The organism is Streptomyces sp. NBC_01077, assembly GCF_045162855.1.
Classification (GTDB): domain Bacteria; phylum Actinomycetota; class Actinomycetes; order Streptomycetales; family Streptomycetaceae; genus Streptomyces.
On record NZ_CP108669.1, the window covers coordinates 8271434 to 8287261 of the forward strand.

At 71.3% G+C, this 15828-nt stretch carries 15 protein-coding genes; 5 read left to right on the top strand and 10 right to left on the bottom strand.

Annotated features, from left to right (window positions below):
- Positions 1-75 precede the first annotated feature (75 nt).
- Complete coding sequence (locus OG462_RS37280; RefSeq protein ID WP_406064772.1) at positions 76-1524, top strand: dihydrolipoyl dehydrogenase family protein; 1449 nt, start codon at positions 76-78, stop codon at positions 1522-1524.
- Between the two features lie 7 nt (positions 1525-1531).
- Here the strand turns inward: OG462_RS37280 and OG462_RS37285 are convergent, their stop codons facing one another.
- Positions 1532-2176 (bottom strand): TetR/AcrR family transcriptional regulator, encoded by a 645-nt coding sequence (locus OG462_RS37285; protein WP_406064774.1) that lies wholly within the window; start codon positions 2174-2176, stop codon positions 1532-1534.
- Positions 2177-2345: 169 nt separating this feature from the next.
- On the opposite strand from OG462_RS37285, the gene OG462_RS37290 reads away from it, so the two are divergent.
- Both OG462_RS37290 and OG462_RS37295 read left to right on the top strand, forming a co-directional pair.
- Positions 2346-3758, top strand: a complete 1413-nt coding sequence (locus OG462_RS37290) for a purine-cytosine permease family protein (RefSeq protein ID WP_406064776.1) — start codon at positions 2346-2348, stop codon at positions 3756-3758.
- 60 nt (positions 3759-3818) lie between these two features.
- Positions 3819-5492, top strand: coding sequence for an amidohydrolase (locus OG462_RS37295; protein WP_406064778.1), 1674 nt, complete (start codon positions 3819-3821; stop codon positions 5490-5492).
- 94 nt (positions 5493-5586) lie between these two features.
- Here the strand turns inward: OG462_RS37295 and OG462_RS37300 are convergent, their stop codons facing one another.
- The 4 genes from OG462_RS37300 to OG462_RS37315 all read right to left on the bottom strand — a co-directional run bounded on the left by OG462_RS37300 (position 5587) and on the right by OG462_RS37315 (position 8253).
- Positions 5587-6468: a F510_1955 family glycosylhydrolase gene (locus OG462_RS37300; protein ID WP_406064780.1), complete on the bottom strand. Its 882-nt coding sequence runs from the start codon at positions 6466-6468 to the stop codon at positions 5587-5589.
- Between the two features lie 131 nt (positions 6469-6599).
- Complete coding sequence (locus OG462_RS37305; RefSeq protein ID WP_406064782.1) at positions 6600-7280, bottom strand: DUF305 domain-containing protein; 681 nt, start codon at positions 7278-7280, stop codon at positions 6600-6602.
- Between the two features lie 92 nt (positions 7281-7372).
- A complete protein-coding gene (locus OG462_RS37310) occupies positions 7373-7789 on the bottom strand; it encodes a DUF6153 family protein (protein WP_406064784.1) in 417 nt (138 codons plus the stop codon).
- A gap of 116 nt (positions 7790-7905) precedes the next feature.
- Positions 7906-8253, bottom strand: a complete 348-nt coding sequence (locus OG462_RS37315) for a tetratricopeptide repeat protein (protein ID WP_406064786.1) — start codon at positions 8251-8253, stop codon at positions 7906-7908.
- A gap of 120 nt (positions 8254-8373) precedes the next feature.
- On the opposite strand from OG462_RS37315, the gene OG462_RS37320 reads away from it, so the two are divergent.
- Entirely contained in the window at positions 8374-9339 is a 966-nt protein-coding gene (locus OG462_RS37320) for a pirin family protein (RefSeq protein WP_406064788.1), read from the top strand.
- A gap of 212 nt (positions 9340-9551) precedes the next feature.
- Here OG462_RS37320 and OG462_RS37325 read toward each other — a convergent pair whose 3' ends face one another.
- Both OG462_RS37325 and OG462_RS37330 read right to left on the bottom strand, forming a co-directional pair.
- On the bottom strand, positions 9552-11366 hold the full coding sequence (locus OG462_RS37325; protein ID WP_406064790.1) for an ABC transporter ATP-binding protein: 1815 nt from the start codon (positions 11364-11366) through the stop codon (positions 9552-9554).
- Positions 11367-11702: 336 nt separating this feature from the next.
- The gene (locus OG462_RS37330) at positions 11703-12434 is read right to left on the bottom strand and encodes an SDR family oxidoreductase (RefSeq protein WP_406064791.1); all 732 of its coding nucleotides are present in this window, start codon (positions 12432-12434) and stop codon (positions 11703-11705) included.
- A 95-nt stretch (positions 12435-12529) separates the two neighbouring features.
- On the opposite strand from OG462_RS37330, the gene OG462_RS37335 reads away from it, so the two are divergent.
- Entirely contained in the window at positions 12530-13480 is a 951-nt protein-coding gene (locus OG462_RS37335; protein ID WP_406064793.1) for a LysR family transcriptional regulator, read from the top strand.
- A gap of 243 nt (positions 13481-13723) precedes the next feature.
- Here the strand turns inward: OG462_RS37335 and OG462_RS37340 are convergent, their stop codons facing one another.
- From OG462_RS37340 to OG462_RS37350, 3 genes are all read right to left on the bottom strand, one after another.
- The gene (locus OG462_RS37340) at positions 13724-14284 is read right to left on the bottom strand and encodes a type 1 glutamine amidotransferase domain-containing protein (RefSeq protein ID WP_406064795.1); all 561 of its coding nucleotides are present in this window, start codon (positions 14282-14284) and stop codon (positions 13724-13726) included.
- Between the two features lie 117 nt (positions 14285-14401).
- Entirely contained in the window at positions 14402-14755 is a 354-nt protein-coding gene (locus tag OG462_RS37345) for a DUF3040 domain-containing protein (RefSeq protein WP_406064797.1), read from the bottom strand.
- 62 nt (positions 14756-14817) lie between these two features.
- On the bottom strand, positions 14818-15771 hold the full coding sequence (locus tag OG462_RS37350) for an NmrA/HSCARG family protein (protein ID WP_406064798.1): 954 nt from the start codon (positions 15769-15771) through the stop codon (positions 14818-14820).
- Between the last annotated feature and the right edge of the window lie 57 nt (positions 15772-15828).

Consider the following 15828-nt stretch of genomic DNA (forward strand, 5'->3'; position numbering starts at 1 on the left):
TCCCCTGGGGACTCGCCCGGCACAACGGCGTATCGAGCCGCGCTATTCCGCACCGCTGACGCCAGACTGGGACCCATGACACGAACGGTGGAAGACGGGCACGAGCACGAGTACGACGTGGTGGTCCTGGGCGCGGGCCCGGTGGGGGAGAACGTCGTCGACAGGGTACGGGCCGCCGGCCTGACTGCCGCGATCGTCGAGAGCGAGTTGATCGGCGGCGAGTGTTCGTACTGGGCCTGCATGCCCAGCAAGGCCCTCCTCCGCCCCGTGATCGCCCGCTCCGACGCGCGAAAGGTGGCGGGCCTGCGCGAGTCGGTCTACGGCCCGCTCGACGCCCTGGAGGTCTTCGCCCACCGCGATGCGGTCGTCGGCGACTGGAAGGACGACGGCCAGGTGGACTGGCTCGACTCGATCGGCGTACGGATCTTCCGGGGCCACGGCCGCCTCCTCGGGGTGCGCCGGGTCGAGGTCGCGGGGCCCGAGGGCGAGCGCCATGTCCTCACCGCCCGGCACGCGGTCGCCGTCTGCACCGGCAGCCGCGCCGTTCTCCCCGATCTGCCCGGCCTGTCCGGGGCGCGGCCCTGGACCAGCCGCGAGGCGACCAGCTCCGACCGGGTGCCCGGGCGGCTGATCGTGGTCGGCGGGGGAGTCGTGGGCGTCGAGATGGCAACCGCCTGGCACGCCTTCGGCGCGAAGGTCACGATGCTCGTACGGGGCGAGGGGCTGCTGCCCCGGATGGAACCCTTCGTCGGCGAGCACGTGGCCGCGGCCCTCACCGCGCGCGGCGCGGACATCCGTACCGGCGTCTCGGTCAGCGCGGTGGTACGCGACGGGGGTACGGGACCGGTCACCGTGGTCCTGGAGGGCGGCGACCACGTCGAGGGCGACCAGGTGCTCTTCGCCACCGGCCGGGCCCCGCGCACCGAGGACATCGGCCTGGAGAACGTCGGTCTGAAGCCGGGCTCCTGGCTCGACGTCGACGACAGCCTCAAGGTGACCGGTAGCGACTGGCTCTACGCCGTCGGGGACGTCAACCACCGCGCGCTCCTGACGCATCAGGGCAAGTACCAGGCCCGGATCGCCGGTGCCGCGATCGCCGCCCGCGCGAAGGCCACCGAGCCGCTGGACGAGGCGAGTTGGGGCGCTCACGCGGCCACCGCCGACCACGCGGCCGTACCGCAGGTGGTGTTCAGCGATCCCGAGGCGGCCGCCGTCGGCCTCTCGCTCGCCGAGGCCGAGCGGGCCGGGTACCGGGTCCGGGCCGTGGACCTCGACATGAGCCAGGTCGCCGGAGCCGGGCTCTACGCCCAGGGCTACCGGGGGCACGCCCGGATCGTCGTCGACCTCGACCGGGAGGTGATCCTCGGCGCCTCCTTCGTCGGCCCCGGCATCGGCGAACTCGTCCACTCGGCGACCGTCGCGGTCGTCGGCGAGGTGCCGATCGCCCGCCTGTGGCACGCCGTTCCCTCGTACCCGACGCTGAGCGAGGCGTGGCTGCGCCTGTTGGAGGCCTACCGGGGCTGACGAGCCGTCATTCCGCGGTACCGCGCGGGGGGTCGTCGGCATCGGGGGCGCACGGGGTGATGAGCGCCCGGGCCGCCGAGCGCGCCACCTCCAGGGTGGGCCGCGGATCACGGCCGGACTCCTGGCCCAGGACGGCCCGGGTGCTCAACCCGTCGAGCAGGGCCAGGAGTTCGGAGGCGCGCGCCGCCGTGTCGAGCGGGGCGAAGCGCCGCCGTGCGACGCCTGCCGTGAGCAGCGCCTCCAGGTCCTCGTGCCAGCCCCGGTCCAGCTCCTCCTGGGCCTCGCCGAGCGCGCTGTTGCCGGGTGTGCGCGCCCACAGCTCGATCCACAGGGTCCAGCGCGGATCGCGCGGGCCGCGCGGCAGATAGAGCCGGAGGAAGTGGTCGAGCTTGCGCTCGGCCGTGATCCGCCGGGACAGCAGTGCGCGGCGCTCCTCGGCGAGCGCGGCCTCGCTCCACCGGAGGGCCGCGAGCAGCAGCAGGTCCTTGCTGCCGAAGTAGTACAGGATGTGGCCGCCGCTGGTGCCGAGCCGCTCCGCGAGCGCCGACATCGTGAGCGAGGAGAGGCCGTCCTCGGCGATCGCCGTCATGGCCTCCTCCAGCATCCGTTCCTGGGTGACGTGCCCGTCCCGCCGCCTTGCCGCCCCTGCCACCGCCACCGTCCCCGTTCCGCCGTTTCGCCGCCGGGCGCCGGATCGGGCGCCGCATCGACCTTAGTCGCACTCAATCGCAACCTGCGAAGGTCTTGACGTGGCCTGAATCTATCGCACATCTTGAATGCCGTTCTAAGACTTAGAACAGCATTCAAGACAGGAGTGCGGTGTGCTCGGACATGAGACGGCGCCCGTGACCACGGGGACCCCCGGCCGCGACGAGGTGTTCCAGGTCGAGGAACACGGGATCGACCCCATACCCGACGCCGAACGGCACGGCAGCGCCAAGGACGTCTTCTGGCTCTGGTTCGGCTCGAACCTCACCTTCACCTACGTCATCAACGGCGCCCTCGCCGTCGCCTTCGGGCTCTCGTTCTGGCAGGCCACCGCCGTCGTCGTGATCGGCGGCCTCTCCTTCCTCGCCATCGGCGCGGCCGGCCTCAGCGGCGTACGCACCGGCACCGCCACCCTCGTCATCTCCCGCGCGGCCTTCGGCCTGCGCGGCAACTGGCCGGCCGGTCTGCTCAACTGGATCGTCAGCATCGGCTACACCATCGTGAACACCGTGGTGGGCACCCTCGCCCTCGAAGCCTTCTTCGCCGACCTCGGCTGGAGCGGCGGATCCGCCACCCGTGCCCTCGCCCTCGGCGTCACCCTCGCGCTGACCTTCGCCGTCGCCCTCTGGGGCCACGCCACGGTCCAGTTCGCCGAACGCTGGATGGCCTACGTCCTCGCCGTCGGCTTCGCCGCCCTGCTCGTCCTCGTCCTGCCGGGCGCCGACACCTCCGCACCCTCCGCCGCGCCCGGCGCCGCCGGCTGGAGCCTCGCCTTCGTCGTGATGTTCGCAGGCCCCTTCTCGTACCTCCCCATGCCCGCCGACTACACCCGCTATCTGCCCCGCACGACCTCCCTCAAGGCCGTGACCTGGAGCGGAGCCCTCGGCGGCTTCGTCTCCTCCGTCGCCCTCGGGGTCGCCGGGGTGGCCGCCGCGACCCAGGTCGACATGACCGACGCCGTCGCCGGCACCGAGAGCCTGCTCCCCGGCTGGTTCCAGCCACTCTTCCTCGCCCTGGTCCTCGGCGGGTCGGTCACCAACTCGATCATCACGCTCTACTCGTCGAGCCTGAACCTCCAGGTCCTCGGCATCCCCTGGAGCCGGGCCCGCGCCATCGTCATCAGCGCCGCCGTGACGGCCGTCGGCTCCCTCGGTGCCCTCTTCCTCACCGACTTCACCACCTCGCTCCTCTCCTTCCTCTCCCTCCTGATCATCGTCTTCGCTCCCTGGGGCGGGGTCTTCCTCGCCGACATGGTGCTCCGCCGCTGCACCTACGACTCCGCCGGACTCCACGCGAGCACCGGTGGCGCCTACTGGTACCGCTCCGGCTGGCACCCGGCCGGAGTGACCGCGCTCCTCGCAGGCCTGCTCTTCTCGGCGCTGACCTGCGACTCCGAGCTGTGGACCGGCCCGCTCGTCGCCCCGCTCGGCGGCGCCGACCTCACCCTGCTCGGCGCGGGAGTCTCGGCGCTGGTGTACGTGCTCCTCGCACGCCGGACGGTCGCGCCGGTACGCGTACCCGCCTGAGCCTCCGCACCCCCGAACCGCCTGAACACCCCTCGTACGTACGTCACGGAGTCACCCCGCATGAACGGCCCCACCCCTTCCCCCGCCCCCGCCGACCTCCTCCTCACCGGCGCCCGGATCCACACCGTCGACCCCGCGCTTCCCGAGGCCGAAGCCCTCGCGGTCCGTGACGGCCGGATCGTCTGGATCGGCTCCGACGCCGCGTCCGGCGCCTGGGCCGGTCCCGGCACCCGGGTCCTCGACGCCGGCGGACGGCTCGTCCTGCCCGGCTTCGTCGACGCCCACAACCACGTCCGCCTCGGCTCCGACGACGCCTGCGTCCAGCTCGCCGGAGCCCGCACCCTCGACACGATCCACGACCGCATCCGCGCCTGGCACACGGCACACCCGGACGCCGAGTGGATCGAGGCCGAGGCCTTCGACTACTCCGCGATCCCCGACGGGCGCATGCCCACCGCCGCCGACCTCGACCCGGCCACCGGCGACACCCCCGCCCTCGTCCTCAGCTACGACGTCCACACCGCCTGGCTCAACACCGCCGCCCTCCGCCGGCTCGGCGTCGACCGCGACCACACCGACCTCCCCTTCGGGCGGGCCGTCACCGACCCGACGACCGGCGAACCCACCGGATTCGTCAAGGACTTCGCCGTCAAGGGGCTCTCCCGCGACGGCCACCGCGCCTTGCGCGACCTCGGCGTCCCGTGGGCCGCGCCGGACCGGCAGTACGGCCGGCTCGCCAAGAGCCTCGACGACGCCATCGGGTTCGGCATCACCACCGTCGTCGAACCCCAGAACTCCCTCGACGACCTCGCCCTCTTCCAGCGCGCCCGCGCCGAGGGGCGCCTGCGCTCGCGGATCGTCGCCGCGCTCTTCCACCCGCGCGGTACGACCGAGTCCGACCTGGACGAATTCCGGGCGGCGGCCGAGGAGTTCGCGGACGACCGGCTGCGGGTCGGACCGCTCAAGCTGTACATCGACGACGTCGTGGAACCCCGTACGGCCGCGCTCCTGGAACCGTACGCGGGCTGCTCCCACCACCGCGGCGACACCTTCTACCCGCCCGAGGAGTTCGGCGAGCTGCTCACCCGGCTCGACGCGCGCGGCTTCCAGTGCTTCGTCCACGCCACCGGCGACCGCGGCATCCGTACCGTCCTCGACGCCGTCGAGCGGGCCCGAGGGGTCAACGGGCCGCGCGACGCCCGCCACCAGATCGTCCACGTCGAGTGCCTCGACCCGGCCGACACCCCGCGCTTCGCCGAGCTCGGGGTCGTCGCCTGCATGCAGCCCCGGCACGCCGCCCCGGACATCGCGGGCCCCGGCCAGGACTGGGCCGAGAACGTCGGCCCCGACCGCTGGCACAAGGCCTGGCCGCTGCGCAGCCTGAGCGAGGCGGGCGCCGTCCTCGCCCTCTCCAGCGACTGGAACGTCGCCGAGATGGACCCCATGGTCGGCATCCACGCCGCCGTGACCCGCCGCCCGCCCGGCGGCGGGGAGGCCTGGACGGCGGGCGAGACGATCGACGTCGTCGCCGCGGTCGAGGGCTACACGATGGGCTCCGCGTACGCCAACTTCCTGGAGCACGAGCGGGGTTCGCTGACGGTCGGCAAACTGGCCGACTTCGTCGTCCTCTCCCGCGACATCCTGCGCATCGCCCCGGAGGAGATCCCCGGCACGGTGGCGGAGACGGTCGTGGTGGGCGGGCACGTGGTCGTGGAGGTGGTCGCGCAGCACTGAGCGGGGAGCGACGGCCACCGGCCCGGGGGTGTCCGGCCTGATCGGCAAGACACCCCCCCAGGGCCTGTCCGGCGGACGCCGGTACCGCAGTCGGTCAGTGGTCGTCGTTCCCGGGCTTCACCGCCATGCGGCGCTCGAAGGTGAGACCGGCGTCCCGGGACTCGTACACGCCGTCCTGAGTCGCGACGAGCAGCCGGCGGGCGTCCACGACCGTGAGCGCCTGCGGGGCTCCGCCCGGCACGGTGGAGACGCGGGTCCATCCGGTGCCGCCGTCCCTACCGCGGAAGAGGACCCCGTTCGGGTCGACGCCGAAGAGTGCGTCGGGGGCACCCCAGGAGACGTACGCGAGGACCTGGTCCGTGCCCGAGGTGAAGGTCCTGCCGCCGTCCGTGCTGCGGGCTACGCCGGACTCGGTGGTGGCGACGACGGTCCCGGGCGTGGTGGGGGAGACGGCGATGTCGAGGGCGCGCAGCGTGGCGCGGTCGTCCCAGGTGACGCCGTCGGTGCTGACCCGGAGGAGCCCGTTCGCGCTGTCGTACCCGTAGACGGTGGAGTCCGGCGCGGTGTCGAGGGCGTGAAAGTCGACCTTCCCGGCGAGCGACTTCTCCTGCCAGGTGCGTCCGGAGTCCGTCGACGCCACGAGACCGAGGTCGGCGGGCCCGTCGCCGCCGGGGGCGGGGTGGCCGCTCGCGAGGAAGACGCCGTCGGACGTGACCGTGAAGCCCATGAAGTCGTCCCGGCGGTCGCCGACCAGTGTCGGCCGGCCGTCGGCGTCGGGGGTGTGGAGGCCTTGGTGCGTGGCGACGTAGAGGGTGCTGCCGCGGACGCCGAGTCCGTGGATGTGGCTGAGGACCGCGCCGGAGTCGGCACCGGGTGCCCCGTCCCCGGACGACGAACACGCGGTGAGGGTCAGAGCCAGGGCCAGGGCGGCGGCGGTGAGGGGGAGGACCGAGAGGCCGGGGAGGTGTTTCTTCATCGTTCTTTCGCCTGGGGAGCGTGGGTACGGCGGCGGGGCGGCCCGCCCCGGGGAGGGACGGGCCGCCTGTGACGCGCCTGTGTACGTGTGTGTACGGGAAGGGTGGGGAGGGAGGGGCGAGCCGGACCGGATCAGAGCCGGTCGAGGATCTTCCGCAGGGCGGCGACCTCGGCGGACTGGGTCCGCACGACGTCGTCGGCGAGCGCCTTGGCCGTGACGTTGCGGCCGTTCTTCCGCTCGTCCTCCGCCATGTCGACGGCGCCGTTGTGGTGGGCGATCATCAGCTCGGCGAACGTGCGGTCGAAGGCCTTGCCCTTGGCGGCGGCGAGGTCCTTCATGTCCTGCTCGGACATCATCCCGGCCATGCCGTGACCGCCCCCGCCACCGGTGCCGTGACCGGCGGACTCGGGCTTGCCCCAGCCCTTGAGCCAGGCCTTCATCTTCTGGATCTCCGGGTCCTGGGCCTGGTGGATCGCGGTGACCAGGTTCTTGACCTCGGGGTCCTCGGCCCGGCCCTCGGCGAGCTTCGCCATCTCCAGGGCCTGCTCGTGATGGGGGATCATCATCTGCGCGAACATCACGTCCGCGTCGTTGAAGGCGCCGGAGGCGGCGGCCGCCGTGGCCGAGCCGGAAGCGGAGGCGGAAACCGTGGCGGAAGCGGACGCGGACGGGGACGCCGAAGCGGACGCACCGCCGTGGTCCATTCCGCTCTTGCCGTCGTCCGTGCCGCAGGCGGTGAGCAGGAGCCCGGTCGCGGTGGCGGCGCCGGCGAGGGCGAACTTCCTGGCGGTGCGGTGGGTGAAGGAACGCATGGGGTGATACCTCGTGTGCTGTCGTACATACGGAAAAGGACAGGCCGAAGACGTTCACGGGCAGCGCGAGGCGCCCGCGGTGGCGGTACGGCCTAGATCCGCAGGACGGACAGTAGGGCGAGGTCGGGGGGTCGGGGCGGGGGCGCGTGCGGCCCCAGCGCGGACGTGAGCCGCGCGAGCAGGAGGGTGAGCCAGTCGGGGCGGCGCCCGAGCGCGGCCCTGACGAGTCCCGCGAACAGCCAGCCGGTCAGGACGGCCACGCACAGGGTCGTCATGTCCATCCCCGTACCCGGCTCGTGCCCGGCGTCGGAGCCGTCGCCACCGTGGGGAGCGTCGGAGTGGGCGGAGGCGGATGCGGAGGCGGAGGTGGTCTCCATGCCGCCGCCGGACCCCTCGGGGTGGCCGACGGCGTGCATCAGGAACACTCCGAGCGCGAGCACGACGACGAGCAGAAGGTGCGCCAGGGCACCTTCTGCTCGTCTGCGGCGTTCCGCTCGATGTGTACGCACGACCAGGACCTCCCGGCCGCCGAATATACCGGACGGGGGTATCAGAGCGGCGTCAGCGCGGTGCGTCGGGAAGTCGCGTCGGGATCCGCGTCGGGGTCCGTGTCGGGCGTCCGGCGTCAGACCGGCGGTGTCTCGCCCGTCATCGCGGCGGCCATCCGCAGGTGCGGCGCGGCCTCGTCCGAGCGTCCCAGGCGCTCCAGGGTGCGACCGAGCATCAGCCGGGCGTAGTGCTCGACCGGGTCGCGCTCCAGGATCGCCCGCAGCTCCGCTTCGGCCCGGGAGAGCTGGGCCGAGTGGTAGTAGGCCCGCGCGAGCAGGAGCCGCTGGGCCGTCTGCTCCGGGTGCTCGGCGACCAGGCCGTGCAGGATGCGGACGGCGGTTCCGTACTCCTTCGCGTCGAAGAAGAACCGGGCCCTGTCCCAGCGTTCTCCGGCCGTTCCGAACTCGTAGTACGTGTCGCTCACTTGCTCACCCTTTCCCGAGGCCCGGATCTGCCACCCTGTGAGGTGGTCGACCAGGTCAACACACCGAGATGGTTGAACATTCCACTATGGTCACTCTCTCCGGACAGGAACAGGTTGAGCATGAGCAATCTTGATCGCCAGGCCGCGCTGACCGTGTGCGGCGGCCGCGGATTCGTCGTCGCCGAGCCGGTACGGGAACTCCTCAGCCCCCGCCACGTCCAGCTCGGCGAGTCGACCGAGGTCCGCCGGCTGCTCCCGAACCTGGGCCGGCGGATGGTCGGAGCCTGGGCATTCGTCGACCACTACGGCCCCGACGACATCGCCGACGAGCCGGGCATGCAGGTCCCGCCGCACCCGCACATGGGACTCCAGACCGTCAGCTGGCTCCACGACGGCGAGGTCCTGCACCGCGACTCCACCGGCAGCCTCCAGACCATCCGGCCGCGCGAGCTGGGCCTGATGACCTCGGGCCGGGCCATCTCCCACTCGGAGGAGAGCCCCGAGCCGCACGCCCGCTTCCTGCACGGCGCCCAGCTCTGGGTGGCCCTCCCGGACGCCCACCGCCATGTGGAGCCGCACTTCCAGCACCATGCCGACCTGCCCCGGATCACGGCTCCGGGCCTGACGGCCACGGTGATCCTCGGTGAGCTCGACGGCGCTGCGTCGCCCGGTACGACGTACACCCCGATCGTCGGCGCCGACCTCGCGCTCACGGCCGGCACCGAGACGAACCTTCCCCTGGACCCCGACTTCGAGTACGCGGTCCTGGCCATGTCCGGCGAGGCCCATGTCGACGGCGTACCGGTCCTCCCCGGCTCCATGCTCTACCTCGGCTGCGGCCGCACCGAACTCCCCCTCCGTGCGGCCTCCGACGCCGGCCTGATGCTCCTCGGCGGCGAGCCGTTCGAGGAGGAGATCGTCATGTGGTGGAACTTCGTGGGCCGCACGGACGAGGAGATCCGCACGGCCCGGGAGCAGTGGATGACGGGCGACCGCTTCGGCGAGGTGAAGGGGTACGACGGCGGTCCGCTGCCGGCACCCGAGCTCCCCGCGACACACATCAAGGCCCGTGGTCGAGTGCGGTGACCTGGGGTTTCCTTGTTCCAGGTGATGCCGGAAGGGGGTTTGCCCAGCGATGCCTCCGGCCTTCGGCGTGTCCGAGGGAAGGGTAGGCGGCATCGCTGCCCCTCCCGGCGGCGCTGCCGATGGGGTGCGCCACCGGGGTGTGGTCGTGTGTGATCAGGTCTGGTCGGCAGGGCGGTGACACGGCAGAGCCCCTCCGGGTTCGGAGTGTGGGTCTACGCCTGTTCTGCCTTGGTGGCGGCGTCGTCGAGGAAGCCGCCCGACTGGTGCTGCCACAGCTTCGCGTAGGCACCCTCCGTGGCGAGCAGCTCCTGATGCGTGCCCTGCTCGACGATGCGTCCGCCGTCGAGGACGACGAGCTGGTCCATGGTGGCGACCGTGCTGAGCCGATGCGCCACCACGAGCGCCGTCCGCCCGTCCATGAGGCGCCAGAGCGCGTCCTGTACGAGGATCTCGCTCTCGGAGTCCAGGGCGCTGGTCGCCTCGTCGAGCAGCAGGATCGGCGCGTCGCGCAGAATCGCCCGCGCGAGGGCGACCCGCTGGCGCTGGCCGCCGGACAGCTTCACTCCGCGCTCTCCCACCATCGTGTCGAAGCCTTCGGGCAGCGTGTCGACGAACTCCGTGACGTGCGCGGCTTCGGCCGCACGGCGGATCTCGGCGTCGGTGGCGTCCGGTCGGGCGAACACGATGTTCTCCCGCAGCGTGCGGTGGAACATCGCCGGGTCCTGCGGCACATAGGCGATCAGGCTGCGCAGTTCGGCCTGCCGCAGCCTGCTGATGTCCTGTCCGCCGATCGTGATCCGCCCGCCGTCGATGTCGGTCATCCGCAGCAGCAGCCGGGTGAGCGTTGTCTTGCCGCCGCCGGACCGGCCGACGAAACCCACCTTCGCCCCGCTGGGCACGGCCAGCTCGAGGCCGTCGAAGAGCGGCTTCGCGCCCGCGTGGGCGAAGGTCACCTCCTCGAAGCGCACATCGGCGCCGTCGGAGAGGAGAGGTTCCGGCTTCTCGGGGTCCCGTACGGTCGGCGGGGTCCGAAGCAGTTCGGTGAACTGCGCGGCTTCGGTCATCGAGCTTTCCAGGCGGCGGTAGATCTGGTTGAACTCGAACATGATCCGTGTGGCGTTGGAGTAGTAGGTGAAGGCGACGACGAGGGCCTCGACGCCGTGCTCGCCCGCGCCGAGAGAGAGCGCGAGCACCAGGCCGAGGACGTTGGTCAGCACGGACATCGGTGCGATCAGCGTGTCGATGCGCAGGTTGCCGTAGTCCCACGAACGCAGCGTGAGGCGGCGCGATTCGGCCACACGGGAGCGGTGTTCGGCTGCCTCACGTTCCTCGGCGGCGAACGACCGGACCGTGTCCATGTTCATCAGGCTGTCGGCGACGTGGCCCGACACGCGGGCGATCGCCTCCTCACGCTGGTCGACGAGCGCCTGGCGGCGACGGATCAGTGGCCGCACGCACAGCGTCGTGACCGCGATCATCGTCAGGAGCCCGACCACGAGCAGGGGTTCGTACGTCCACAGCACCACCGACGCGAACACCAGGGGCACGAACTTGCCCATCACCGAGAAGGTGAGCGTGTCGACGAACTCCTCGAACCGCGAGGCGAAACTGAGTACCCGCTTGGTCAGCGAGCCGGCGAAGTTGTCGTGGAAGAAGGCGGCGTCCTTGGCGAACAGCGCGTCCATCCCGATCACGTACAGGTGCTCGATGCCGAGGGCGTCCAGACGGTTCAGACAGTGCAGCCCGACGCGCCACAGCGCCTCGGCGAGCAGCAGCACGCCGGCGAAGCCGAGGACGTACGGCAGCATCGGGCCGACGCCATCGTCGGCGTCCCCCGCGATGCGGCCGACGAGCTTGGCGACGATCAGCGGCACGATGTAGAAGATTCCGATGTTGCCCAGTGCCGGTAGCAGCATCGCCGGCACGGTCCACCATTTGAGCCGGGTCAGCTCCCGTCCGTAGAAACGAAGCGCGAGGAGCACCGAGCCCCTCCCTGGCGAACTCTTGCGCGATTCAGGCTTTCCCATCCAATCCTGCCTTTCGGATCAAAGTGGACAGGATGGGTAGTTTTCCGTGTGGGGACTCACGCCGTCCAAGGGTTTTCCGGTCTGCCTCCAGCGGAGCCCGTCGAGGTCCATGGGTACAACTGGCCGAATCGTCCCCTTGATTGATGAGTCGTCACGGATCGGTGAACAGCAGTGAGGTCTTGCGATTCGGATCCCCGGGTCACGATTGTTGGAGCCGGTAGCGGTGCGGGGTGTTGCCCCGGGCGTCGGAGCGTTGGCGGGGACGGCCACCACGGATCTGTTCGAGATGCGTGGGCGCAGCGGCATCAGCCTGGCGGGTGATGGCCGCCGTGCACATCACCAGGGCACTACGCCGGCGTCGTCGAAGAACTGTCCGGTGGGGCCGTCGTCGGGCAGGGTCGCGAGTTTGATGGCGATCGCCGCGCCCTGTTCGGGGGTGCGCACGCCGCGGAAGCCGTTGAGGTCGGTGGCGACGTAGCCGGGGCAGCCGGTGTTGATCAGGATGTTCGTGTCGCTCAGCTCCCGGGCGTATTGGAGGGTGACGGCGTTCAGGAACGTCTTCGACGGCGCGTACGCCGCGGACACCGGACCTGCCGTCTGCTCGGCGGCGGGTCCTGACTGCCGGGTGAGGGAGCCGACGCTGCTGGACATGTTCACGATGCGTGGTGCGGCGGAGCGGCGCAGCAGCGGCAGCATCGCGTTGGTGACGCGGATGACGCCGATCACGTTGGTGTCCACGACCGTGTGGATGGTGGCGGGGTCGATCCGGGTGGGCTGCTGCGGCATGTCGCCTGCGATGGCGGCGTTGTTGACGAGCACGTCGAGGCGTCCGGCCTGTTCGTCGATCAGCCGTGCGGCGGCGGTCGCGCTCGCGTCGTCGGTCACGTCCAGCGGTACGGCGAACGCGTCGATGCCGGCGGCGCGCAGTTTCTCCACCGTGGCGCTTCGGCGCTGGTCGTCGCGGGCGCCGACGCCGACGCTCCAGCCGAGGGTGCCCAGGCCTGCGGCGATCTCGTAGCCGATTCCCTTGTTCGCGCCGGTGACCAGCGCGATCGTCCGTTCAGTCATGGGGACGATGCTGCCTTCGGACCTCGGCGGGGGTCCAAGACCGATCGGGTGCGCAACGATACCGTCAGGGTATTGATCCGGGATAGCGTGGCCGGATGGAGACCCGGGAACTGCGGTATTTCGTCGCTGTCGCCGAAGAGCTGCACTTCGGGCATGCCGCGCAGCGGCTCGGGATCGCGCAGCCACCGTTGTCACGGGCGATCCAGCGGCTCGAACGCCGGCTCGGGGCAGTGCTGTTGGATCGGACCAGTCGCACGGTCACGCTGACCGAGGCCGGCTCGGTGCTGTTGGTCGAGGGCCGGGCGGCTCTCGACGCGGTCGAGGCAGCCGAGCGTCGGACCCGCCGCGCCGCCCTTTCCGTGACCGGCCGCCCCGGCCTGGTCCTGGTCACGAAGGCCAGCGCGTCCAGGGATCTGCTGGCGAGACTGCTCGACGCGTACGCCGCCGAACCCGGCGCGGTCCCCGTCGACGTCATCCTGTGCGGTCCGGCCGAGCAGGGACGACTCCTGCGCGAGGGCCGGGCCGACGTGGCGCTGCTGCACCGGCCGTTCGACTCGACGGCCGGATTCCACACCGAAGAGCTCAGCACGGAGAGTCAGGTCGTGGTCCTGCCGGCCGGGCATCCGCTCACCGTCCGGGCCCATGTGCACATGGCCGACATCACCGGGCTGCCGGGCCTGCCCCTTCCACGCTGGCCCGACCCCGACGGCACCTACCCGCCCGGCCCGGGCCCGCAGGTCCGCGACCATGCGCAGTTGTTGCAGCTCGTCGCGCTCGGCCGTGCCTGTGCGGTCTCACCGGAGTCGTGCCGAGCCCAACTGCACGGTGACCTAGCCGCCGTGCCCGTGCTGGATGCGCCGGCAGTCACCACCGTGATCGCCTGGCCACCGCACAGCCGGTCCAGAGCCGTCGCCGACCTCATCCGGACTGCGACACGTCTCCAGGAGCTCCCACACGCCCGGCCGGGCTCCACCCATCGTGGCCCGGCTCAGGCGGCAGATCGCGGTGGGTGCACACGGCTGGTGTCAGTCTGCGCGACCAGGTGACATCCATCTCGACCACTCACACCTTGGCGTCATTCAGCTAGGAGGCGCGCCGCCTTATCTCGTCGCGTGCCTTCAGCGCGCTCTCGTGCACCTTCTCGATCGCCGCGCGGGCCTTGGCCGCCATCCGGTCGGCCGTTCCCTCCGCCTCCAGCCGCCTGTCACCTTGCCCGTGACCTCCTTGATCCGGCCCTTGCCCTTCTGCACGGTGCTCTTGCGCATGATCGGGTTCCTCTCGTGTGGTGCTCAGCCGGCCCGGTCCTCAAGGGTGCGGACGATCGCCGCCGCGAAGGCGTCGAGGTCGCGCGGTCTGCGTGACGTGATCAGTGGATGACCGCCGGAGCCGTCGACGACGACCTCCTGGTCCACCCACGTGGCGCCCGCGTTCTCCAGGTCCGAGCGGAGTGACGGGTACGAGGTGAGCCGCCGGTCCCGGGCCAGGCCGCTGTCCACGAGGAGCCAGGGGCCGTGACAGATCGCCGCGACGGGTTTGTCCGCGTCGGCGAACGCCGAGATCAGATGCTGCGCCCGGCTGTCGGTGCGCAGCCGGTCGGCGTTGAGCGTGCCGCCCGGCACGACGACTGCGTCGTACTCCTCCGCGTCGGCATCGGCGAGGGCCGTGTCCGGCATGACGTCGGCGCCCGGCCGCCGGTCCGAGACCAGGGTGTGGACGGGCTCGCGCCGCTGCGCGGCGACCGTGACGCGGGCGCCCGCCTCACGCAGTACCGCCACCGGCTTGTTGAGTTCGTCCTGTTCCGTCCCGTAGTTCGTGGTGAGGACGAGAACGTTCATCCCGTCGAGCGTCATGCCGACTCGCTCCTTCCGCAGGATGTCGCCCCGCTCCGGCGCGGGGCGCGGCGACCCCTCTACCGGCCGCTGCCCGTGTCGCCGGGTTTCATGCGGCCGGGACCCACAGCAGTCACGTCAGTCGGCCCTCCGGCGGGCCGCCGCGCTCCTTCGCCGCTCCACCGTCCGCTGCAGGAGCCGTATCAGGCACACCGCCGTGACCACCCACGCAGCGGCGAAGAACCACAGCGGTGCGGCCGACGAGGACGCGGCCGCGAGGACGAACAGGGCCACACAGGCGACGCCGAGGACGGTGGTGCACCAGCCGAGGCGGTGCCGCACGACCGCGCCCCACGAGCCTCCCGTACCCGCAGGGCCGTGTCCGAGCGAACGCAGCCTGCGGTTGAGGGAGTCATCGCTCCGAAGGCCCTCCTCGATGCCTTCGAGGATCTTCCGTTCCTGATGGGTGAGCTTCGGATTGGGATCGTGCATGACGAACTCCCGTCGAGCGGTCCGGTCACGGTCAGTCGCCCATGGCGCCACGTCGTCACCGGTCACGTCCAGGTGGTGCGCAGACGGTCCTGGTGCGCCGCGAGCCATGTGCCGAAGTCCTGGAGGGCGGGGTTGAGGCCCCGGACGGCGTCGATGTCCCGGGCCTCGGTGAAGTGCTGCTCGCAGTCCTTGTAGTACTGGAACATGTTCCCCGTCTCGTCCGCGCCCGGGAATCCCTGCGCACGCCATTCGTCCGGAGTGAGGGGCCGGTAGCGCACCGGTTCGCCGAGCGCTCCCGTCAGGGCGGCGGCCATGTCGGCGACCTTGAGGTGCTCGCCGGCGATGCTGACCGTCGCCGCGATCAGATCCGTACCGCGTTCGAAGACGGCCCGTGCCGTCTTGCCGATGTCGTCCGCCGCGAGCCCGGAGAGCCTGGCCTCGCCCATCGGGTACGTCAGCCACGGTGCGCCGTCCGCACCGCGCTGCGGGGCGAAGGCGCCGAGCAGGTTCTCCCAGAAGAAGGTGGTGCGGAGGAACGTCGTCGGGACGCCCTCGTCGAGGAAGTAGTGGTCCGCCTCCGCCTTGCCGTCGAAGTGCGGCACCTTGTAGTGCTCCTGGAGCGTCGGCATCCGCTCGTCGTCGAGCGGAACGCACTCGCGCGTGTCCTCCAGCGTCGACCAGATCGCGTGCTGCACGCCCGCGTGCGAGGCGGCTCGCGCCAGGGCTTCGGCCTGGGTTTTCTCCCGCTCCGCGGACATGTGTTCCCAGAAGTTGGTGACCAGAAAGGCACCGTACGCGTGTTCGAATGCGGGTTCCAGGCTCGATGGGTCGTCCATGTCGGCCCGTACGATCTCGGCGCCCAGCCGCTTGAGCTCCGCGGCGGGTTCTCCGTCGGGGTGCCTCGTGACGGCGCGGACCGAGAACGCTCCGTCCCGGTCCGCAAGAACGGCCCGCGCGAGGCCCCCGCCCTGCCGGCCGGTCGCGCCGAACACCGTGATGATCTTCGTGACGGTCATGACTGGATTCGCCTCACAGCTGCGTGCGGTACCCGTGGAGCCCGAGGGCTCTCCCTC